The sequence below is a fragment of the Wolbachia endosymbiont of Ctenocephalides felis wCfeT genome, assembly GCF_012277295.1.
GTDB lineage: Bacteria > Pseudomonadota > Alphaproteobacteria > Rickettsiales > Anaplasmataceae > Wolbachia.
Window position 1 is genome coordinate 1,279,316 of sequence record NZ_CP051156.1, and the last position, 23,030, is coordinate 1,302,345.

Annotated in this window: 21 protein-coding genes and 2 pseudogenes; 13 read left to right on the forward strand and 10 right to left on the reverse strand. The window is 35.5% G+C overall.

Features of this window, described 5'->3' with window-relative positions; translation table 11 throughout:
• The first annotated feature begins 272 nt into the window (after positions 1–272).
• The 5 genes and pseudogenes from ppdK to tnpC (HF197_RS06245) all read left to right on the forward strand — a co-directional run bounded on the left by ppdK (position 273) and on the right by tnpC (HF197_RS06245) (position 6,298).
• The gene (ppdK, locus tag HF197_RS06225; RefSeq protein ID WP_246168487.1) at positions 273–2,966 is read left to right on the forward strand and encodes a pyruvate, phosphate dikinase; all 2,694 of its coding nucleotides are present in this window, start codon (positions 273–275) and stop codon (positions 2,964–2,966) included.
• Between the two features lie 85 nt (positions 2,967–3,051).
• Positions 3,052–3,921, forward strand: a complete 870-nt coding sequence (locus tag HF197_RS06230) for a hypothetical protein (RefSeq protein WP_168464675.1) — start codon at positions 3,052–3,054, stop codon at positions 3,919–3,921.
• Positions 3,922–4,017: 96 nt separating this feature from the next.
• Positions 4,018–4,416 carry a hypothetical protein gene (locus HF197_RS06235; protein ID WP_168464676.1) on the forward strand — a complete coding sequence of 133 codons (399 nt, stop codon included), beginning with the start codon at positions 4,018–4,020 and terminating at the stop codon, positions 4,414–4,416.
• A 7-nt stretch (positions 4,417–4,423) separates the two neighbouring features.
• On the forward strand, positions 4,424–4,783 hold the full coding sequence (locus HF197_RS06240; protein ID WP_168464677.1) for a hypothetical protein: 360 nt from the start codon (positions 4,424–4,426) through the stop codon (positions 4,781–4,783).
• 154 nt (positions 4,784–4,937) lie between these two features.
• Positions 4,938–6,298 (forward strand): annotated as a pseudogene (gene tnpC, locus HF197_RS06245) (IS66 family transposase).
• Positions 6,299–6,337: 39 nt separating this feature from the next.
• On the opposite strand, the gene HF197_RS06250 reads toward tnpC (HF197_RS06245), so the two are convergent.
• The 6 genes from HF197_RS06250 to HF197_RS06275 form a co-directional block, all read right to left on the reverse strand.
• The gene (locus HF197_RS06250) at positions 6,338–6,814 is read right to left on the reverse strand and encodes a hypothetical protein (protein ID WP_168464678.1); all 477 of its coding nucleotides are present in this window, start codon (positions 6,812–6,814) and stop codon (positions 6,338–6,340) included.
• Between the two features lie 66 nt (positions 6,815–6,880).
• Positions 6,881–7,360, reverse strand: a complete 480-nt coding sequence (locus HF197_RS06255) for a hypothetical protein (protein ID WP_168464679.1) — start codon at positions 7,358–7,360, stop codon at positions 6,881–6,883.
• Positions 7,361–7,659: 299 nt separating this feature from the next.
• Positions 7,660–8,703 (reverse strand): hypothetical protein, encoded by a 1,044-nt coding sequence (locus HF197_RS06260; protein WP_168464680.1) that lies wholly within the window; start codon positions 8,701–8,703, stop codon positions 7,660–7,662.
• 127 nt (positions 8,704–8,830) lie between these two features.
• Entirely contained in the window at positions 8,831–9,703 is an 873-nt protein-coding gene (locus HF197_RS06265; protein ID WP_168464681.1) for an IS982 family transposase, read from the reverse strand.
• Between the two features lie 171 nt (positions 9,704–9,874).
• The gene (locus HF197_RS06270; protein WP_168464682.1) at positions 9,875–10,261 is read right to left on the reverse strand and encodes a hypothetical protein; all 387 of its coding nucleotides are present in this window, start codon (positions 10,259–10,261) and stop codon (positions 9,875–9,877) included.
• 133 nt (positions 10,262–10,394) lie between these two features.
• Positions 10,395–11,153, reverse strand: coding sequence for a WD_0702 family putative metalloprotease (locus tag HF197_RS06275; protein WP_168464683.1), 759 nt, complete (start codon positions 11,151–11,153; stop codon positions 10,395–10,397).
• Between the two features lie 132 nt (positions 11,154–11,285).
• Here HF197_RS06275 and mutS point away from each other — a divergent pair, with 132 nt between their 5' ends.
• Both mutS and HF197_RS06285 read left to right on the forward strand, forming a co-directional pair.
• The gene (mutS, locus tag HF197_RS06280) at positions 11,286–13,745 is read left to right on the forward strand and encodes a DNA mismatch repair protein MutS (RefSeq protein WP_168464684.1); all 2,460 of its coding nucleotides are present in this window, start codon (positions 11,286–11,288) and stop codon (positions 13,743–13,745) included.
• Positions 13,746–13,834: 89 nt separating this feature from the next.
• The gene (locus HF197_RS06285) at positions 13,835–14,770 is read left to right on the forward strand and encodes an ankyrin repeat domain-containing protein (protein WP_168464685.1); all 936 of its coding nucleotides are present in this window, start codon (positions 13,835–13,837) and stop codon (positions 14,768–14,770) included.
• A 112-nt stretch (positions 14,771–14,882) separates the two neighbouring features.
• On the opposite strand, the gene HF197_RS06290 is transcribed toward HF197_RS06285, so the two are convergent.
• Positions 14,883–15,839 (reverse strand): IS5 family transposase, encoded by a 957-nt coding sequence (locus HF197_RS06290; RefSeq protein ID WP_168464050.1) that lies wholly within the window; start codon positions 15,837–15,839, stop codon positions 14,883–14,885.
• Between the two features lie 100 nt (positions 15,840–15,939).
• Here HF197_RS06290 and HF197_RS06295 point away from each other — a divergent pair, with 100 nt between their 5' ends.
• From HF197_RS06295 to HF197_RS06305, 3 genes are all read left to right on the forward strand, one after another.
• Entirely contained in the window at positions 15,940–16,197 is a 258-nt protein-coding gene (locus HF197_RS06295) for a hypothetical protein (RefSeq protein ID WP_168464686.1), read from the forward strand.
• Positions 16,198–16,280: 83 nt separating this feature from the next.
• Positions 16,281–16,592 (forward strand): integration host factor subunit alpha, encoded by a 312-nt coding sequence (locus HF197_RS06300; RefSeq protein ID WP_168464687.1) that lies wholly within the window; start codon positions 16,281–16,283, stop codon positions 16,590–16,592.
• Positions 16,579–16,905: a MerR family transcriptional regulator gene (locus tag HF197_RS06305; RefSeq protein ID WP_168464688.1), complete on the forward strand. Its 327-nt coding sequence runs from the start codon at positions 16,579–16,581 to the stop codon at positions 16,903–16,905. The genes HF197_RS06300 and HF197_RS06305 overlap by 14 nt, the downstream gene beginning before the upstream one ends.
• A 126-nt stretch (positions 16,906–17,031) precedes the next feature.
• On the opposite strand, the pseudogene tnpC (HF197_RS06310) reads toward HF197_RS06305, so the two are convergent.
• From tnpC (HF197_RS06310) to HF197_RS06320, 3 genes and pseudogenes are all read right to left on the reverse strand, one after another.
• Positions 17,032–18,392, reverse strand: a pseudogene (gene tnpC, locus HF197_RS06310) (IS66 family transposase).
• Between the two features lie 97 nt (positions 18,393–18,489).
• The gene (locus tag HF197_RS06315; RefSeq protein ID WP_168464689.1) at positions 18,490–19,005 is read right to left on the reverse strand and encodes a 5-formyltetrahydrofolate cyclo-ligase; all 516 of its coding nucleotides are present in this window, start codon (positions 19,003–19,005) and stop codon (positions 18,490–18,492) included.
• Positions 18,989–19,618, reverse strand: a complete 630-nt coding sequence (locus HF197_RS06320; RefSeq protein ID WP_168464690.1) for a ferredoxin reductase domain-containing protein — start codon at positions 19,616–19,618, stop codon at positions 18,989–18,991. The genes HF197_RS06315 and HF197_RS06320 overlap by 17 nt, the downstream gene beginning before the upstream one ends.
• A gap of 440 nt (positions 19,619–20,058) precedes the next feature.
• Between HF197_RS06320 and HF197_RS06325 the strand changes: the two genes are divergently transcribed.
• From HF197_RS06325 to HF197_RS06335, 3 genes are read left to right on the forward strand one after another with little or no spacing between them, the layout of a single operon-like run.
• Entirely contained in the window at positions 20,059–21,234 is a 1,176-nt protein-coding gene (locus HF197_RS06325; protein ID WP_168464691.1) for a collagen-like triple helix repeat-containing protein, read from the forward strand.
• Between the two features lie 3 nt (positions 21,235–21,237).
• Positions 21,238–22,323 carry a collagen-like domain-containing protein gene (locus HF197_RS06330; RefSeq protein WP_168464692.1) on the forward strand — a complete coding sequence of 362 codons (1,086 nt, stop codon included), beginning with the start codon at positions 21,238–21,240 and terminating at the stop codon, positions 22,321–22,323.
• Entirely contained in the window at positions 22,271–22,984 is a 714-nt protein-coding gene (locus tag HF197_RS06335; protein WP_168464693.1) for a collagen-like protein, read from the forward strand. The genes HF197_RS06330 and HF197_RS06335 overlap by 53 nt, the downstream gene beginning before the upstream one ends.
• Positions 22,985–23,030: the final 46 nt, after the last annotated feature.

The following is a 23,030-nucleotide window of genomic DNA, read 5'->3' on the forward strand; positions in this document are numbered from 1 at the left end:
TCATCTAATATTCTTAACTTTCGTCGATTTTTTAATAGAATTATGGGAAATTATATGAAAATCAGTTATTTCCAAAACGGAAATAACTGCCCTTTAAATGGAAATAACTGGTCTTTAAAAGTATGTTGCCGCATGATGGTAGCGTTAAAGTTGTAATTTCTCCGTAATAACGTTGATATTTTTTCTATTGCCAGTCAAGCTGCTAAATTTTATAATTTTATAGCTTCATAAATCTTACTATGTATAACGCATTTACCAGTAAAAAGGAGAAAATGATGGAAATATATTACTTCAGTAAAAATAATTGCGAAGGTAATGCAGAGATGAAAAATCTGCTAGGGGGAAAGGGAGCAAATTTAGCAGAGATGTGCAATATCGGCATTCCCGTTCCACCTGGTTTCACGATTTCTACTGATGTTTGTAAAATCTATTATCAAGATAATGAGCCTCACGTAGGGTCATCTGTCATCCGAGTAACTGATACTGGAATCCAGAAGAAAGATAAAGATGTGGATTCCAGCGTCACGCGCTGGAATGACATATGTAGTAAAATTAAAAACTACATGGCGATGCTTGAAAGTGATATCAGTTGCAAATTTGGAGACACAAATAACCCTTTATTAGTTTCTATACGCTCTGGCAGCGTAAATTCAATGCCGGGAATGCTCGATACAATTCTAAATGTTGGTCTAAACGATGAGACGGTTGTTGGATTAGCAAAAAAAAGCGGAGAGCGCTTTGCTTACGATAGCTATTGCCGCTTCATTATGATGTATTCCAATGTTGTATTGCAGCTTGATCATCACTTATTTCAAGACGTTATTGATAGTGAACAACAAAACAATGGGGCTAAAAGCTTAGCTGAGCTTGAGATTAATGTTTTAAAACAGATAGTTAATGATTTTAAGCATATAGTGCACGATAAAACCGGAAAACACTTTCCTCAGAGCGTGGAAGATCAATTATTGAATTCGGTTAATGCAGTGTTTGCTTCTTGGAAAAATGATAGAGCTGTTTCTTATAGAAAAATACATAATATTCCTGAAGATCTTGGTACTGCAGTTAACGTGCAAGCGATGGTTTTTGGTAATCTGAATAACAATTCTGCAACTGGTGTGATATTTACGCGAAATCCTTCAACTGGAGAAAAAAAGTGCTTTGGTGAGTTTTTAATCAATGCTCAGGGTGAAGATGTAGTTTCTGGTGTTTACACCCCAACACCAATTGATGGAGAAAAAGAGAATACCATGGAAAAATTGATGCCAAGTGTCTATCAAGAGCTGAAAAGTGTATGTGATAAGCTTGAAAGGCACTATAAGGATATGCAGGATATAGAATTTACCGTACAAGATGGCAAATTATGGATCTTACAAACTAGATCTGGCAAGCGTACAGCCGAGGCAACTGTTCGCATAATAGTTGATATGGTAAATGAGGGAGTGATTACAAAAGAAGAAGGAATATTGCGAATAGACCCGAAGACTTTTGATAGTCTTCTGCACCCAGTTCTTGACGTAAAAAGCGATCAGAAAGTCATAGGGAAAGGGCTACCCGCCTCTCCAGGTGTGGCATCTGGATATGTAGTGTTTAGTGCAAGTGAAGCTGAGAAAGCTGCAGAACAAGGTAAAAAAGTTATTTTAGTAAGATCAGAAACGAGTCCTGAAGATATTAATGGAATGAATGCTGCAAGTGGAATCATAACAGCAAGGGGAGGAATGACCTCACATGCTGCGGTTGTGACAAGAGGAATGGGTAAACCTTGCATTTGCAGTGTGAGCGGACTTTGTATTGATAAAAATGAAAGTTACCTCTCTATAGGGGATATAAGAATAAATAAAGAGAAGCCACTTACTATTAACGGAGGAACAGGAGAGGTGATGCTTGGCATTCTTCCAACCACTTCACCTGAATTATCACCTGAATTTAGGACAATACTCAACTGGATAGATGAAATAAAAACTATTGGTGTAAGAGCAAATGCTGATACTCCAAAAGATGCAAAGATTGCAAGAGAATTTGGAGCAGAGGGAATAGGGTTATGCCGCACAGAGCATATGTTTTTTGCCAGTGATAGAATTGAATTTATTCAAAAATTAATAATTGCCGATGACGAGAATGAGCGGGCAAATGCGTTAAGTAAATTGGAGGAAATGCAAAAATCTGATTTTAAAGAAATATTTTCCATTATGGAAGGTACTGAAGTCACTATACGTTTGCTTGATCCTCCTTTACATGAGTTTTTGCCGAGTAATCAAGCCACTATTGAAAAAATTGCTAAATCATTGAAAAAACCAGTTGAATCAGTAAAAAATAAAATAGAGCAGCTATCAGAAAAAAATCCAATGTTGGGTCATCGTGGTTGCAGGCTTGCTATTTCTCATCCTGAAATATACAGCATGCAGATTCGAGCAATATTATGCGCTGCAGACGAAATTAAAAGAGAAAAGAAGGTTGAAATTAAGCCTGAAATCATGATTCCATTCATAATGAATGAGAAAGAACTTGCTCTGATATGCGAGCTAGTTAAAAAAGAAGCTGAAGGTAAAAATGTAGACTATTCAATTGGAACAATGATAGAATTGCCGCGAGCTGCACTTATTGCTGATAAGTTAGCAAAATATGTAGAATTCTTTAGTTTTGGCACTAATGATTTAACACAAACAACTATGGGACTCTCAAGAGATGATTCAGTGAATTTCCTCGATTCTTACAAGGAAAATAATATATTTAGCGATGATCCATTTGAAAAATTGGACATTGAGGGGGTAGGAGAATTAGTTAAAACAGCCATTGAAAGAAGCAAAAAAACTCGTAAAGGCATAAAACTTGGCATATGTGGAGAACACGGAGCGGATCCACAATCTATAGAATTTTTTATTAAATCAGGGATAGATTACGTCTCATGCTCACCTTATAGAGTACCGGTTGCAAAACTAGTGGCTGCACAGGTTTGCTTATTAAAATAATACTAATTTATTAATATTATTCCTTGACTTTTATATCTGTAGTTAATATAATTTAATAAATTAATTATATTAATAGGAAATTATCATGCTCCCTAATATTACTTTCTCTAATATTATTCTACATAATACTATTTCATACGAAAAAAGTGAGTATAATGCACACACTTTAATGAATTCATGCTCTTTAGCAATAACTCTTCTTGCATCCTCCATAGCTCTGGTATCCTTTTATGCTTATATATACTCTCCATCTTTTGCTGTAGGAATTACTGCTATAATTGCATTGGTTACTGCTCTATCTGCATTTATGTGTATTGCTCATATCTCGATTAATAACAAATTTTCAGCAGATAAGGATAAACTTGTTACATCTAGTGCTAAACCCTATATAGAGTTTGAATTTAAAAAATACAACGGTAAATATTACCTTGTTTTTTCAGAGAATGAACTTAAAGGCTATAGTGAGAAAGCAAAGGAAGAGGTTTTGAATTTTAACACAATAATTGCTGATAAGTGGCATCGTACTATTAATGGGGAAGTAGTTGATCCATACTACAAAAAACTTCACCTTCATTTTTCTAAAGATTTTCATAAAGTATATAATTATCATAAAGCATATAATGAAGCAGATAACAAAATAGATGACAAAGCAGTTAGTTATTATTACAAAGAATTAGAATGGTTTGAGGAATTTAAAAACAATTCACCGTTGAAAGAATACCCAAAGTGTACAGAAGGCCAATTAACAGAGTACATTCTTAGTCCTAAAAATTTTAAATCTCTTAAAAAATATTCAAACGAAGAAATTGAAAAATTTACAGAGCTAAAAAAAGGAAAGTGTTACATACCATCTCCTGATACAGCAGAAGAAATGGCTAAAACGCCTAATAATTTGCTTAATTGGATCTCTTTAAAGCTTCAGCCCAATACTCGATCAGTTCACGTGCAGAACTAGTGGCTGCACAGGTTTGTTTATTAAAATAATATTAATTTCATTCTTGATTTTCATACCTGTGATCAATATAATTATTTATATTCAAAGGAGATTATTATGGCCAGTAGTAAAGTTTTATATACAAGATATCATAATATAGATATAGGTAATAAAGATAGATTATTTTCAACAGAAATGAAATTTGCTTTAGCACTTGCTGTTTTAGCATTTGCTGCAGCTTGTGCACATTCTGGGTTTTTTATTGCAGGAATTATTGCCGTATTCGCAGCCATATGTCTTGCTTATAGGTTTATTAATGACAAATTTGCAAGAGATAAGGACAGCTTTGCTGCAAACAATGCTACCATCACTATAAAGTATAGAATTAAAGAACACAACGGTGAATTTTACTTTGCTGTTCCAAAGGATAAATTTGAAGGTTTTAGTGAGGAAGGAAAGGAAGAGGTTTTAAGATCTACCACAGTTACTACTATCATGCAAGGAGCAGGCCCCTAAATACTTCGTGCTATATAATTTTCGTCTTTCTGAAGATTCTCATGAAGTAGATCTTTATCATAAAGTAGATAATAAGTATAAAATAGATAGTTTTTATTATAAAAAATTAAAATGTATTAATGAAATTCGATACGACTTTCAGTGGAAAAACCCAGGCGATAATAATTACCCTGCTGGTTATCAAAGAGTACCATGTGAATTGAATTCTGAAGAATTGAATGCAAAACTTACAGATTATAAAGAATTAGAAGAAGGAGAGTGGAGAATGCCATCTCCTGATACAGCAGAAAAAATGGCTAAAATGCCTAATAGTTTGCTTGAATGGGTTTCTTCAAAGTTTCAGCCAAAAAAAACTCAACTAGCATAAATAGATTACATATCATATGTAAAACTAGTGGCTGTGTAGATTGCCATAAAACTCAAGGTCTGCTGACTTAAAGCAGTATCCATTCAGCCGGGCGGTAAAATAAAGAGTAGACAAGGAATGCTAAAAAGGTAAACTAGAGTGGCTGTGAGGTAATATGGTTGATCTTTTAGAATTTTGCGAAAGTTTAAGCAGACTATAGAAAAGTTAGAAACAAAAATAGAAGAGCTTAAAGCAGAAAATAAAGCGCTAAGGATCGAAAACGCTGAGTTAAAAGAAAGGCTTGGCTTAAATTCAAAAAATTCATCTATACCAAGCTCCAAAGAATTATATAAGATGAGGGAAAATAAGCCAAAAAGTGACAGGAAAGTAGGAGCACAGGTTGGACATAAAGGCAGTTACCGCCCTAAAATGGAGGCAGATGAGATGGTAAAAATAGAACTGCCCAATACGTGTGAGTGCGGAGGAGAAATTGCGGTATCAAAAGATCCGTATACTCATCAAAAGGTCGATTTGCCGGAAATCAAGCCGTATGTAGTTGAATATCAACTAGAGCATGGACGTTGCAAAAGATGTGGAAAAAGAAAAAGTAGCAAGCTACAAGAAGGAGTAACTGCGGACACATTTGGTCCAAGAGTTAAGTCAGTAATTGCAGCATTAAGTGGATTTTACAAGAATTCGAAAAAAGAAGTGGCAAATATTATAAAGGACATTTTCAACCTGGATATCAGCGTCGGTAGTGTATCAAATAGCGAGGCTAGAGTGGCAGAAAAATGCCAAGAAGCATATGAGCAAATTGAGGAAGAGGTAAGCAAGAGCAAAATTTTACATATCGATGAAACTAGCCATTACAACAAAGGTAAACAGGGCTGGTGCTGGATGTTTGCGAGCAAAATAGGAAGTGTGATCAAATTGACAGAGTCAAGAGGGATGAAAGTCCTGGAAAATAGTAAATTTGGAAAGAATAACAACCTAGTAGTGACCAACAGATATGCAGCTTACAACTACTTTTCCAGCAAGAAAAGGCAGGTCTGTTGGGCACATTTAGCAAGAGATTTTGAAAGGTTGTCTCATAGTTGGAATAGCGAAGTGAAAGTTTTGGGGTATTATTTAAGGAATGTTGCTACTGAATTATTTGCATTGAAAAAAGCTCTGTTAAAGGATGAAATAGACACATTAAGGTTCATAAGAAGAGCAAGAAAATTACGCAAGCGAACGAGATATTACTTAAAGAATATATCAAATTTACCCGAGGCAATTGGAGCGTCTCGAGTAGCAAAAAATATCATGAAATCGGATCTGATGATGTGGAAATTTTTGGACGATCCAGAAAATATTCCACTGACAAACAACTATGCTGAGCGACAGATTCGGCATTACGTTGTTTACCGAAAAGTTTCATATTTTACACAATCGAAACGGGGAAATATGTTTCTTGAGAGGATAATTTCATTGTACTTGACTTGGAGGCAAAAGAAGTTAAATCCTTTTCAAAACCTACTGGCTATTGCTTCTTAAGCCATACACCTGAATGGATACCTCCCAGTTCTTTTTACTTTAGCTATGCAACAAAGCCATTCCAGCTCCACATTCTGTTACATTAGAACAGCTGACCTGGTGAGCAGTAGGGGCAGTAGCTCCAGCATAAGAATGTTGAGAAGATGAATCGTCACTAAGAGCTCTCCAGCCAGGTGCAGGAGGGACGCCAGGGTTAGGATCAAAAGTGGAGTAAGGAGGAGGTGGATCTTGAATAAAAGTATTTGAAGAAGGCTGAGTGCTTGCAGATGAACCACAATTCGGAGCATTAGAAGTGCTAGGATCTGGAGGAGGGTTTCCTACTGCTTCCTTAGCTTTTTTAATATCGCCTGATTCTTTATTGTGTTTATCAATAAAAGCTAAACCACCAACAAAACACACAAGAGAGTTAGCTCCAAGAGCTACCAAGGCCCAGGTAGGTAAAACTGGGTTGAAAGCACAAACTAACAAAATTGCCAAAGAAACAGCAAAACCTACAAATTCTATACCAGCGAACATTTTAAGACTATTATCCAGATAGTATATATCTTCTGATTTCCTAGCTGATTTTTTGCTACGATTATATCAAAAACATATCAACACATGAAAAGCAATGCACACAACTACAGCTACTATACCTAGAGCTGATAACTTTCTATCACCCTCTCTGTCTTGGTTATTGTTATTACCATAACCGTTAATAACTGTAGTGTGACTGCACCTACCGGAAAAAACGTTAATAAAAGCGTTAATACAACATTGTAACAGTAAACAATCTAGAAAAGAATCCCATGCACTTCTATCATTGCCTTGTGTATTTGTATTTACCTGATGGTCAGCAGAGTTGTCATGATCTCGCGGTTGACTTCTGTTAGTATTTTGTCTATTTTGAATAAATTCTTTATATAACTCATCAAATCTTTTTTCGTTCCAGATCAAGCCATTTTGCTGACTTGACGCATTACAAAGACGCACAAAAGCTTTAATCTTATCAATATCCTTATCACCCGACTTCTTTATATACGCTAACGCATATCTTTTTAAAATATCTCTATTTGTTAACATAAACATCCCCTAATTAATATTAATTTAATCAAAATTTATCCTAATAAAATAATATTTATTTGTCAATTTAATTATTAAGTAAATATCATCACTCTTTGGGACCATACACTCTTGAAACGCCTAAATGAGATACCTACAAGAAACAGGTATTACCCTTTAAAAAAAAGAGATATCAAAAGAGCTTTCACTATAGGGATGGTTATGACCTCATTCATATATTAATTCTCCACGTACTTTTCTAATTATTGCAGGGAATGAGGTAACTTTTCATTAAGTAGCCACCGGTGTTTATGATTAAACTAATATTTAGAATAACCAACTTGATGAAAAGTTGGATCTTTATAAAGAGTTGGACGAGAATTTCTGAATGTACTATCAGATTCAGAAGGAGGGTCAGTAGCTCCAGCATAAGAAGAAGCGCTTGCAGCGTTAATATCGTGAAGAGAGTGAATAGGAGGTAATTCAACTTGAGAATCATTTGCAGCGCTAGTACCTTGAAGAGGTGAATTATCATGAGGAGCACCAGGAGCAGGATTTCCAGTAGCTTCATAATAAGAAGGTGGATTATCACTAGGAGCGCTTGAAGGTGAACCACCATTAGAAGCATTCAGAGGAGGGGCACTTGGAGTAGTAACGTTTGGATTAGCACTACTTGGAGCAGTAACTTCACCAGATGGTGAACTTTTACTAGTAGCACTTGCAGCGTTAGTACCTTGAGTAGGGGCACTTGGAGAAGGCTGAGTGCTTGAAGATAAATGTATTCTTACTGCTTTCTTAGCCTCATTAATCTTGCCTAATTCTCCCTTGTGACTCTCATGAAAAATGAAACCAAAAACAAAAAACCCTAAAGCTATCAATCCAAGCACTACCACGCCCCAAATAGGAGTAGATTTTGGCTGAACAACACAAACTATTAAATCTGCCAAAAAGCCAGTAAAAAAGGCAGCAGAACACCCAAATCCTATATTTCCGAACATTTTAAGTACGTCGTCCAGATAGTCTATTTTTTCTGATTTTCTAGCTGTCTCTTTGATACTATTACACAAATCTATAAAAACAGTAAAAACAATGCACAAAAATTGAATTAATTCTAAGACTGCTCTGTCATTAGATAAATTACCATTTACGCCACCACTGCGATAGTTATTTCTAGTAGGGTTACTACCAATTTGCTGTGGATTGCTGTTGGTATTTGGTCTATTACATAACTTATAAAACTCTTTTTCGCTCCACTTTAAATTAAGTACCTTATCGCAGTCCTTCAGGAAAGCTTGAACACCATTACTACCAAACTCATCTATATACGCGCGCGCAAACCTTGCTAGAACACTATCATTTACCATAAACATCCCCTAATTTATTAACTTAATAAATACTTATCTTAACAAAATAATATTAATTTGTCAATTTAATTATTAAGTAAATATCATCACTTTTGGGACCATACACTCTTGAAACCCCAGTTGTGGATTACTGCATGAAATAAATCATTGAAATTCTAGGCTTTTTCGGCTGCATAGAGTATGAAATCAAAACACTAAAAATATGTACCAAAAAACTTATCGGAGATCTATGTCTACTATGCTCAATCTCAAACTTGTTTTTCAGGCAATTAAAGACCGTTTCTATAATCGATCTTTTCCTGAGCAAAATCTTGTCTTCTAGCGAAATTAGTGTGTTTTTCATACCTTTTTTCACTTTAGTAACGAGTTTTAGGCCTCTATCAAAAAGTTTTTCAAAGAGCTCTTTTTTGATATAGCCCTTATCTCCAAATAGCAATCCAGTCAATTTTTTAGTTAAATTTGGCACAGGCTTTCTGTCGTCAACATTACCTTTAGTGAGCGTAACTCCTTGAATTTCTCCCTTTTCATTAATCACTATGTGCAATTTAAAGTCAAAAAACCAACCATATATAGTCTTTCCAATTTTTGCAATTCCTTTAAAAACTTTATTTCTTGAGATTCTTTTTGAATGGCAAACAGCAATAGACGTTGCATCTATGTATGAAATTCCGGTCATTTTTGACTGTTCACAAAACCACTGTAACAAGAGAGCTAAATGCCATAAAACCCTCGATTTTAGTCTGGTAAACCTACTATATGATGGTAAATTAGGAAACTCAGATCCATATAGTGCTTTTAAGTAACGTGTATAGAAAGATTTAAAATCTTCACATCTAGATTGTTGATAAAGCAAAATTATAGTAATAATTTCAGAATGTGTAATCTCTGGAGTCCTGGTAGGTTTTTTACCGCTTGGCAGGAGTTTTTCTGCAAAATTTTTGTTTATAGCTTTGCAAAAATCGTCTACAAAGCAAAATAATTCTGTTATATTTTTATTCATGGGTAACCTCCTATACTGAAAATAAAATACTTTGGAGTTTACCCTATTTTCCTGGCTTTTTCACTGATTTCTAATCCGCAACTGGGGTTTGAAACGCCTAAATGAGATACCTACAAGAAACAGGTATTACCCATTTTAAAGAGGATAATACCTGTTGAAAAGCAAAAATAGTTACAAGATATTATTATCAGCAAAAGTAGAAACATTATTGTCTTTAAAAGAGATATCATCTTTAAAAGAGTTTTCACTATAGTGATTATGATTGCCTAACTCATCTGTTAATTCTTGAAAATTACTATTTAGATCATTTTCTATATCATTTAATACTTCCTTGCAGTGCTGTAGCTTGTTTCCTATGGATAATGCTATATCAAATGTTTCACCATGCATTTTCAGCTGATCAATAAATTCACTCAACTTAGTATCTTTATGATCTATTAAATTATCTAACATTCCTTGCAAATTCTGAAATGTACAGTCCGTATAGTTTTTCATATAATTTACTGCATTTTCTACTGAGCTGTAATCTTCAATCTCATCACGTAAATTGTAACCCATAATATCCTCTTTAAATTATTAAAATGACAAATTAAGTGAAATTCGTTTAATTTTTGTTAATATTAAATTAAATATAATGAAGTTATTCAGTAGTTTTGATTATAATAAATCCTTATAAATCACTTAAAAATGACTATTTATCATCCCCAAATATTGAATCAGCTTTTTTACGTCTAGGAGAAAACTTATCAGCCCAACCGCTTCGTACTTCTTCCACTTTCTTAAGAGGAGTTTTGCTACTGTATTCCTTTATTTCTTTATCTAACTTATCCATTATTTGTGGATCAAGAAAGTTTTTTTTCCACCGGTTAGTAGCGAAAAACAATGTGTTCAAATCATGAGTACGAATTAGGTATTTTTTATCCTTAGGATAAACTTCTTGTGCCCAAGCAAACACCTCAAAATAGCGTGCAAATACTTCAGATGCTTGTAATTTAGTAGTCCTATAAGCTCCTATTTCCTTAATTAGAATTTGCTTAACAATATTTTGCACAAGAATATTTGCTTTGTTTAAATTTTGACTTAGATCTTGATAAATTATGGAATAAAATTTACATTCTTTACGCATATCAAGATCTAAATTAAGCTCCTTCTCAACCATATGTGAAATCTCATGCACTACTATGTAAGGATTTGATCTTTTGACTATAACAACATATCTATTTAAACCACTAGGAGATTTAATTGTTTCACACGTTCCTTCTTCCATATCAACTGGTCCCTCTTGATATACTCCAAATGAGAGCCTATTTTGCTTTATTAATGATAGAGCAAGATTCAACATGTTTCTAAATTGTTCGAACTGATAAAGATATTCTATATATCGTGTAAGATCTTCATAATCTCCTACTGAAGTTGCTTGTTTTACCAAATCTCTAATTAGCGTACTCATAGCGATATTTGCCTTGTAGAGAGCCTTTGTTGTACTTGTATCATAAAATACCCCCTATACACCTAATTTAAAATTTATGTTATGTATACACATATAATGACATTGAAGCTATTCCTGACGTAATATATTTTTATGAATTTTATAAAAGAAAAAAACACTCCTGCAATGGAGCAATATTTAAATCTAAAAACACAATATAAGGACTACTTGCTGTTCTACAGAATGGGTGACTTCTATGAATTATTTTTCGATGATGCTATTCAAGCTGCAAAATTGCTGAATATAGTGCTAACCAAAAGAGGCAATGCAAATGGACAGGATATACCAATGTGCGGCGTACCAGCACATAGTAGTGAATCTTACTTGCACAAGCTAATAGATTTTGGATTTAAAGTTGCAGTTTGTGATCAATTAGAAACAGCAGACGAAGCAAAAAAGAGAGGCTATAAAACTATAGTAAAACGTGATGTAGTGCGCATTGTAACTCCCGGTACAATAGTTGAGGATTCACTACTGGAGGATAAAAGCAACAACTATCTTGCATCTATAGTTGAACAAAATAAAGAATATGCAATTGGTTGGCTTGAGCTATCAACAGGAAAATTTTTCTATACTGTAACAAATCTCAAAGATTTAAATAGCGATTTATTGCGTATTTCACCAAGGGAATTATTGATTTCTGACAAGCTCACTGAAGATGAAAAAATTAGATTAATTCTAAAAAATTATAAAATATCAATTACGCAGCATGCTCAGAGCTTTTTTGAATATAACAAATCCCATAGAACGCTGTGTGAATTTTATAAAGTGCGGGAAGTTGGGGTAATAGGAAATTTCAGCAAAGTGGAAGTTGCTGCATGTGGTGCACTACTTGAGTATGTGAGAGTAACACAAAGAGGCTCCATACCAAGACTTGAATTTCCAAAGCCCTATAAGCAACAAAATTTTATGCTTATTGATGCATCAGCAAGAAGAAATCTTGAATTATTTTCAACTCAATTTGGTGAAAAGAAAGGCTCATTAATCTCAATTATTGACCATACAGTAACAGCTTCAGGTGGACGATTGCTTAAACAAATGCTTGCTTCACCTCTTACCTGCTCTAAAGCGATAAATTTAAGACTCAGCACCGTTGAATTTTTTGTCAATAATCATGAATTACGCAAGAAAGTACGTGAAATACTTTCTAATATTCCAGATGTCGAAAGATCACTATCACGTTTGATGTTAGGGCGTGGTTCACCGAAAGATATGCATTTATTAAAAATAGGCCTTGGGAAAACTCTAGAGCTATCTGAATTGCTATCTCACTACTCTCAGGTGTCATCACAGCACTCATGGATCCCAGTGTCAGCTACTCAGATGACAGATAATAATGAACTCAATACAATACACAAGAGCCTTGGTGATCACAAAGATTTATTTGAAACTCTAAATAATGCAGTACTTGATAATAATCTCAATTCCTTGAAAGAAGGAGGATTTATCAATCCAAAATATAATCAGGAGTTATCTGAGCTATCATATGTTCTAAACAACAGTAATAAACTGATAAATAAACTTCGTGAGTCTTATCGTGATCTAACTGGTATTGCGGCACTTAAAATATTACACAACAACATACTTGGCTATTATGTTGAAGTGTCAGCTAATCACAAAATAGCTGCAGACATATTCATTCACAGGCAAAGCCTGGCAAACAGCAGTCGTTACACTACTAATGAGTTAAAAGAGTTGGAAAACAAAATTCTTACTGCGCGTGATGCTGCTATTAACTTAGAAATAAAAATCTTTAATGAATTGTGCAGTAAAATTGCTGAAGAAGCTGAAAAAATTGCTCTTGCTGCAAATTCACTGGCAAAGCTCGATATTAGAGCTACATTTGCAGAAATTGCCGTTCGGAATAATTATGCAAAACCCATTATTGATGAAAGCAAGGAATTTAAGATTTATAATGGAAGACATCCTGTAGTAGAAATCAACAATAAATTTATTGCAAATAGTATCGATTTAATTGGTATACATTTAATTACTGGCCCGAATATGGCTGGCAAAAGCACTTTTTTGAGGCAAAATGCCCTGATCGCAATTTTAGCTCACATGGGATCATTTGTGCCAGCAGAGAGTGCACACATTGGCGTGATTGATAAAATATTCAGCAGAGTTGGTGCAACAGATAATATAGCAGCCGGTTATTCCACTTTCATGGTAGAGATGATTGAAACAGCAACGATAGTCAATCAGGCAACAGATCGTTCTTTAGTGGTGCTCGATGAAATCGGTAGGGGTACTGGAGTATATGATGGATTGTCAATTGCTCAGGCAGTAATTGAGCATATCCATAATACAAATAGGTGCCGGGCCATTTTTGCAACTCATTACCATGAATTAACTAAAGTAAGTAAATCTCTGGAAAACGTAAAATGTTTTTGTGTAAAAATAAAAGAATGGAATGGAGAAGTTATTTTCTTGCATGAAGTGATCGAAGGCATTGCAGATGAATCATACGGAATACACGTGGCAAAACTTGCCGGCTTTCCTGATTCTGTTTTAAACAGAGCAAGTGAAGTGTTTGAAGAGCTGAAGGCTTGATTTGCAGTATTATTAGGATATAGGAAAATATTTACTCTCTTCTATGAATTATCCATAATATATTATCTAATCAAAGAGAGGGGGTTATCATGGAGCTGCTACATAAAATATTAAAAACATTAAATCACGACCAAAACTTAGACTCAAGTAATATAGTTGAAAAAATAAAACTAGAGTTTGAAAGGGAAATAAAGGAGCTGTACCTGCAACAGGATACTCGCAAACACAAATATAAGCTATGTGAAGAAGAATATGAATTATGGAGGGAAAGTGAGTTTTCGTTAGATCATCAATTTGATACAGGTATACTACTGAATGTGGCTGCTAAATGTGGCTATTTTAATATAGTAAAATACCTAAAGGACAGGGGAGCAAACATTGATATCCAAAACGGGCGTGGAAATAGTCCATTACATGAAGCTGTTGAATATAGATGCCAAGAAATGGTAAAGTTTTTGTTGGAAAACGGAGCTAGTATTAATGCAAAAGCTGGAGTGAGTGAAGAAACTCCTTTGTGCCTTGCTACCCAAGTAGGTGACTTACAGATAATAGAACTTTTAATAAAAGAGAAAGCAGATATTGATGCAACAAATGGTTATGGATCCACTTCTTTACATAAGGCAGTTCTGTGTGAAAATATCAATATAGTAAGACTGCTAATAGAAAATGGTGCAGATGTTAATTTTCAGAATAAAGATGGAGATACTCCTTTACATAACGCTGCCAACAAAGGCAATATAGGTATAGCAGAGCTTCTAATAGAAAATGGTGCAAATACTAACATCAAAAATGCGCAAGGTGATACTCCTCTGCATGAAGCTACTTGGCTACCCCGAGTAGATATAATTAAGCTTCTAGTAGCAAAAGGAGCAAAAATTGACATAACAAATAATATCAGACAGACTCCCTTACATATAGCTGCCCATCGAGGTTATGAGGAAGCAATATTAGCCTTAATAGAACTTGGATCAGATTCTTGGATAAGGGATAACAATGGTGCAACTCCTAGACCATTATGTATCTGAAAGGCAAGCTTGTCAAAGCTGTGTTGACTGTGGTTTCACACAAGACCGCCCTCGTGAGACCGGGTAGGCTTTGTTGCATCGCTCTTTGGATAGGAGGCAATGCATAATAAATTCATGAAGCTATCTCAAATTTAGCCATGCCTATTTCAGTAAATTTGTTCAGCAAATAACACTTGAGTAGCATTTCTTTCTCACGGTTAATCTCAGATTTGTTCCTAAAACTAAACCCAAATGTTTGCTTCAGTCGCGAGAAAAAACTTTCTATATAAGATCTCTTCCCATAATTTATCTCTTTTTTCCACTTCTTCATACCATCTTCACCATATGACTTTATGAGCTTGATTGTAGAATTTCTCTCAGCCATATAATCCAGCTTTGGATGCTCCACTGCATTGTTTTGCAGAGGAATTTTTGTCTTTATGCCAAGCTCATTGCACAATTTGTATAACTTCTTTCGATTATATGCTCTGTCTGCATATAGTGTGCTTATATTGTATTTAGCATTAGCCCTTGCAATAAGATCACAGGCTCCATAGTGGTCAGAATAAACTCCACTACTGTATTTTGCAGCTATGACTTTTTTGCTACCTATCTCCAGCATTACATGCAATTTTCTTGTTTGCTTATAGCCACGGTACTTTCTATCTGTACCGTTTGCCTTACTATGGCCTGGAATATTATTGTAGATGCTTATTCCAGTGCTATCTATGGCGATCTCAATATTTTCCATACTGTTTTTATCATGTCTTCGATCATTAATTTTTAAGTTAAGCTTTTTGAATCTTCTGGAAGCCTGGGAATAGCTGATAACTTGCAAATTTTTTCCTATTTGCTCAAGGTATCCAGCTATAAACCCCACCGTTTGTCTTAGGCCTATTCTAAACAAATAAGTTATTATGTGAATTAGAATTACGACTTTATCACTATAAATATTGTTGCCACCGGTCATTTTGGGACTTTTTTCGTACCAATTTTCTATGGCATCGTTGACGTAATAAAAAATATTTCCTCTTTCTTGGAGAAATTTGTTATATTCGTAGCAGTTACTGACTTTCATTTTGACTGGCATATTTTTCCTTTGTCGGTTAAATGCCTGTTTATAATGAATTTCATCAGTAACTCCCAGTTCTTTTTACTTTAGCTATGCAACAAAGCCGACCGGGTATCTGATGAAGTTAAATAAAGCATACAACAAAGATCTTTTTGTTCGTTATTCAGCTATGTTATTAGGTGCCATAGCAGCAACAACACTTTTTGCAACTGGCAACATTACGCTAGATGTATCACATATAACAGGTACAGCAATTATAGTTATAGCAGCAGCACTTATAGCTGGTCGTGTTATATATGAGGCATTGAAACCCAGCACTGCAATGGCAAGAATGGAACATGATGGTTTTGTAGCTGCACAGCAGTCACAACAGTAATCTATTGTATAGTCCAAAAAATAAGTAGATGAATTTTAAGTATATTGCTATATTGTATTTACTTGTTACGGTATCTATCAACTATGAACCATGTTATAACAGAAGAAACCACAGTAACTAAGGCAACAATAGCAGAAATTATAAATCAAGAGATAGGGTTATCAAAAGAAGATTCTGCTGCAATAATAGAAGACATACTAGATGAAATGAAGGCAAATCTTGTAAATGATGGAGTAGTAAAAATATCGTCATTTGGAACATTTATAGTCAAGAAAAAGAAAGAGAGACCGGGAAATGTTCCAAGAACATCAGAAAAAGTAATGATTAAGGCAAGAAATTCAATTTCTTTTCGGCCTTCAAAAATTATAAAAAGGCTAATAAATGATAACAAGTAAAGAAAAATTGTTTTACACAATTGGCGAAGTAGCAGAAGAGCTACGCTTGGAGCAGCATGTTTTAAGATTTTGGGAGAGTCAATTTGATCAAATTAAGCCTACAAAGCGCAAAGGAAGAAGGCTATATGATCACGAGTGTATAAATATTATAAAAAAGATAAAAGATATGTTGTATGACAAAGGATATACGATAAAAGGAGTACAAAAAGAATTTAATAATAAAAAGAAGGTCAATGGCATTTCAAAAAACTTACTTCAGGAGCTTATAGACTTGAGGAGCTATTTAATGGATAAACTGAGCAACGGAAGATAGCTTTTGCGTAATCCTTTTTTAATTGCTATAGGTTTGGCAAATTTGTTAGCTATAGGTGTGAGGGTTTAAGATGATAAAGAGCATTACTCGTTTAATAAAAACAATGTATCCATTCAGAGGTATGGCTTAAGAAGCAATAGCCAGTAGGTTTTGAAAAGGATTTAACTTCTTTTGCCTCCAAGTCAAGTACAATGAAATTATCCTCTCAAGAAACATATTTCCCCGTTTCGATTGTGTAAAATATGAAACTTTTCGGTAAACAACGTAATGCCGAATCTGTTGCTCAGCATAGTTGTTTGTCAGTGGAATATTTTCTGGATCGTCCAAAAATTTCCACATCATCAGATCCGATTTCATGATATTTTTTGCTACTCGAGACGCTCCAATTGCCTCGGGTAAATTTGATATATTCTTTAAGTAATATCTCGTTCGCTTGCGTAATTTTCTTGCTCTTCTTATGAACCTTAATGTGTCTATTTCATCCTTTAACAGAGCTTTTTTCAATGCAAATAATTCAGTAGCAACATTCCTTAAATAATACCCCAAAACTTTCACTTCGCTATTCCAACTATGAGACAACCTTTCAAAATCTCTTGCTAAATGTGCCCAACAGACCTGCCTTTTCTTGCTGGAAAAGTAGTTGTAAGCTGCATATCTGTCGGTCACTACTAGGTTGTTATTCTTTCCAAATTTACTATTTTCCAGGACTTTCATCCCTCTTGACTCTGTCAATTTGATCACACTTCCTATTTTGCTCGCAAACATCCATCACCAGCCCTGTTTACCTTTGTTGTAATGGCTAGTTTCATCGATATGTAAAATTTTGCTCTTGCTTACCTCTTCCTCAATTTGCTCATATGCTTCTTGGCATTTTTCTGCCACTCTAGCCTCGCTATTTGATACACTACCGACGCTGATATCCAGGTTGAAAATGTCCTTTATAATATTTGCCACTTCTTTTTTCGAATTCTTGTAAAATCCACTTAATGCTGCAATTACTGACTTAACTCTTGGACCAAATGTGTCCGCAGTTACTCCTTCTTGTAGCTTGCTACTTTTTCTTTTTCCACATCTTTTGCAACGTCCATGCTCTAGTTGATATTCAACTACATACGGCTTGATTTCCGGCAAATCGACCTTTTGATGAGTATACGGATCTTTTGATACCGCAATTTCTCCTCCGCACTCACACGTATTGGGCAGTTCTATTTTTACCATCTCATCTGCCTCCATTTTAGGGCGGTAACTGCCTTTATGTCCAACCTGTGCTCCTACTTTCCTGTCACTTTTTGGCTTATTTTCCCTCATCTTATATAATTCTTTGGAGCTTGGTATAGATGAATTTTTTGAATTTAAGCCAAGCCTTTCTTTTAACTCAGCGTTTTCGATCCTTAGCGCTTTATTTTCTGCTTTAAGCTCTTCTATTTTTGTTTCTAACTTTTCTATAGTCTGCTTAAACTTTCGCAAAATTCTAAAAGATCAACCATATTACCTCACAGCCACTCTAGTTTACCTTTTTAGCATTCCTTGTCTACTCTTTATTTTACCGCCCGGCTGAATGGATACAGATGATTAGCTAAAGAGCTATAAAACTCTATGCCTAATGCATACCTCAGTTATAATCATATCAAGCTTTTGATCATGTTCTTCGATTGGTAAATCCTTGCAATATTGTTTTTCATAAGCAACACCAATGAATGTTTTTCCCAGTGGTTGTAATTCCTTTATGATTTTGTCATACCAACCACCACCAATACCTAACCTGTTGCAGTGGTCATCAAAAGCAACAATTGGGGTGATAATTGTATCTGGAACTATGGGTTTTCCGTCTGCTTTGTTCCATTCTTCAAATTTTAATGCTTTGTTGTTTGGTATTACCAACTTATAACCCAAGTTAAGCAAACTGTGCATTAAGGGGATAACATTTATTTCTCCATCCATCGGAATATAGGCTGCTATTATATTGCCTTTAACGCAACTTAAGTTCTGATGAAAAAGATTAATAAGCAGGTTTTCCGCATCATTTCCTTCAACACTTTTTCTTATTGCCCTATATTGCTTCCTTACCTCTTCTTTTCGTTGTTTAATGTCCTTGCACATGGTTTACCCATTTTGCAGTGAGTTTCTCTTGTAAACTATTTTGCTTTAAACGCTCACTCAAGAAACCAAAGTCAACAGATTCCATATTTTGATCTTGGCTGCTACAACTATAGACGAAACTTTCTTCTCCTGTTTTTGCATCAACATGTCGTTGTACACATTGAGCACAGATTTCTTTCATCATGCATTGCATAGGAGAATTAATCGATGATATCGCCACGTGATTTGGCTTTAAATATTGCTTTAAAGTGGTTTTTCTAGCTTCATTTACTGCTCCCATCATTTTATCAGAACCAATAGTAATTATCCTATCTATAGAGTTTAAACTAATATCAATATCATCTAATGTCCCTTGTTGATAAGCGATAATTGCATCAACTATATTGCCATGAAAAGACTTATCCTGAGTTCTATGCGTTTCTATCAATCCTTCTTCACATGCCCACACTACAACACTTGATGCCTGTTCTATAAGTATTCGTTTGAATACATCGTTGAGTTTTCTATAGCCAGCAAAATATAAAACTTTATTGCCATTTTCAAGGCATGCTTTTCCTATAGAAAATAGCACAGCATTTCCAATTCCGCTACCAATTAGCATAACATTTCTCATGCACTATTTTAACCATAAAAACTTATTTAATTCAACTCCTGGATCTTAAGTAGGCGCTATCGATCTTATTTTTCAAAAATCTGAAGCTATAACTCCAAACATGCCTAAAAAGGGATTTACTTATAGTTAAAAATTTTGGGCTAAAACCAGCTTATTTAGAGAATGTTGTGGGTAACAATAGGTATACATTAAACTTACATTACAATAGCAAAAACTTTCCTGATCTTTATAATGATAAACTATTTTACCATATTGCTCACCGCAACAGTACAAGAGATTCTAAAGGTAATACTATTGAGGAAGGCTTCTACCTATTAGCATTGTATGATGAGGCATTTCCCAACTCATATTGCGCCAATAGACATTGTCAAAATAACGGCACTTATTATGGCACAATTACTAATAGCTTCTACCACGTAGAGAAAGATCTCTCAGGCAAAATGATAGGATTAAAGTTTTTGGTAGTCTATTCCGAATTAGGAAAAGATTCTAATGATGACAATGATGGAGCTAAGTTTGCACTCGGAGAGCTCGAATTAAAAAAAGACGATGACAGACTAATTCTTAAATCAGAGTCAAATGGACTAAGGCTATACATCAGAGGAACTAATCACTCAACACAGCTACTGTGCTCTCAAGAAATAGATCATACTATTAGCAAGGGATTAGATTACAATAAGAGTCCGAATGATATCATTAAATCTGGATTGTTTATTCCAAAAGAAGATATAGATCTTGATCCAGGAAAAGATTTCAATGACTCTCAGCTTTATGCATTGACATTAACAACAGATGGTAAATTGGGTGTAATAGAGTATGATATTAATCAACACAAAAACTATAATGGTGAACTAATAGGGCATTTAAATAGCAAAACAACTCTAATACAAGACAAGTTATTAAATGGTCAACATCTTTATGCTCTATATTACGGTGATCCATTTGATACATCTCCTAACCCAAACGGAATTCCATGTGGGTTAGAAAATGACAGTAATCTTTCTATTTTTAGAGATCAGACTGGGAAGTTTATATATGAATTTGTAACTAGTGGTGGAAAATCTATCGTAGGTGGCGAAGCATTTTGTCAAGGTGCAAAAATTTGCAAAATGGAAAATCTCAACCTAATTCCCAACATTAGAACTCACTTAAAAAGCATGCTAGTTTCTGCAGATATTGGGGATATTAAAGGCACTGGTAGTGTTGATGCAACAGCGGTAGCGCTCAATCTGAAAAGTGATACTAGTTTTGGCAAATTAGTACTTAACACAAGGGACAGCAGCGGAAAAACAATACCTCAGCAAATTAATGAAAATCTTGGAGCAGGCTTGAGATATGCGTTAGAAAATAATCAAGAATTTAAGAATCTTATTGCAGGAAATAAGATTCTGGCAGCAAGTGTAGCAACTGAATTAGCAAGCAATCCAAATTTAAAAAATCAAATAAAAGGTAATCCAGGTCCACCAGGTAAAAGAGGTCCAAGAGGCCATGAAGGCCCTCCTGGTTCAAAAGGTGAAGATGCAAGCGTTCAAGATATTGCGGCTGAACTTCTTAACTCTAACAATCACAATATGGGCAATTTAGGTAGGGCAGTGCTTGATGCGAAGGATAGTTAAAGTATGCTACTCTCCGAATATTTAAAAGACAATCTAAAGCGTGATAATGAACTTAGAGGTGGAATTGCGGAAGAATTAAGAAAGAATCCTGGAAATACAAGAGGTCCAGAAGGACCACGAGGTTATCCAGGCCCCCGTGGTCCAAAAGGGAAAGATGTAAACGCTCAGGATGTTATAGATAGTAAAGATTTCAGAAAAGCAATTGCAACCGACGATGATTTTCAAAGGGCAATTGCAGGATTTCAAATTATTCGAGAGAAAGTAAAAGATTTTCTAAAAGATGATTCTCGTTTTCAAGGTAGCATTGCAGAAGAATTAAGAAATAATCCTGGAAATGCAAAAGGTCCACAAGGTGAAAGAGGCCCAAGAGGCCACTCAGCTCCACCTGGGAGGCATGGTGAAGATGGTAGAAATGGAGTAGCAGGCCCACAAGGTGATCAAGGTGAAAGAGGCCCAAGAGGTTACCCAGGTACATCTGGAAGGCCAGGTGAAGATGGAGTGGATGGTAAGCCAGGGCAGCCTGGTGCAACAGGTGATCAAGGTGAAAGAGGCCCAAGAGGTTACCCAGGTCCACCTGGAAGACCTGGTAAAGATGGTGAAAATGGAGCAGATGGTAAGCCAGGGCAGCCTGGTTCTATAGGACCTCAAGGTTATCCTGGTGCAAAAGGTCCACAAGGTGAGCAAGGTGAAAGAGGTCCAAGAGGCCACTCTGGTCCATCTGGAAGACCTGGTAAAGATGGTGAAGATGGAGTAGATGGTCAGCCAGGGCAGCCTGGTGCAACAGGTGAGCAAGGCGAAAGAGGCCCAAGAGGTCATCCAGGTCCATCTGGAAGATCTGGTGAAGATGGAGCAGATGGTAAACCAGGGAAACCTGGTTCTATAGGACCTCAAGGCAGTACCGGTGCAAAAGGTCCACAAGGTGAGCAAGGTGAAAGAGGCCCAAGAGGCCCAAGAGGCCACTCTGGTCTACCTGGAAGACCTGGTGCAGATGGAAAAGATGGAGTAGATGGTCAGCAAGGGCAACCTGGTGCAACAGGTGAGCAAGGCGAAAGAGGGCGGTTACCCAGGTACACATGGAAGGCCAGGTGAAGATGGTGAAGATGGAGTAGATGGTCAGCCAGGGCAGCCTGGTGCAACAGGTGAGCAAGGCGAAAGGGGGCCAAGAGGTTACCCAGGTACATCTGGAAGGCCCGGTGAAGATGGTAAAGATGGAGCAGATGGTCAGCAGGGTGAAATGGGCCCTCAAGGACCGCGTGGACAACCAGGAGAAAAGGGTGAAAAAGGAGAGATTTCTGATTTTAGCTCAATAATAGACGCTAATCACTCTCAGAAGAAGTCTTTATTGAGAATCATACAAGATACTGAGAATCAGAAAAAAGCAAAAATAGTCACAGAAATAAATGGACAAGAAGAGACAGTTGCAAAATTTTTAGAAGTTGGACATTTTTTCAAAAATGATGATCTGTACATAAGAAACCACATAACTGGTAGTAATATACTAATTCCTAAAGACTTTCATTTTCTTAAAGTAATTAAAGATGACCTACAGAGTTACAAACTAGCTTTTTGTAATAATCTGGGAAATCTATTCTTTGAGCATAAAAAATATGATCCAGAGTATACAAGTTTACCAAAAGAATATAAGTCTATTGACTTACAATACATGAAAAACGCCGTAAATATTGATCTGAGTAAGTATTACTATCATACGCACACACCATTATTTGCGATAAAGAGGGGAGAGCTTTAGGGACAATCTTTTGAAAATTACAAAGCTTACATATACGAAAATGCAA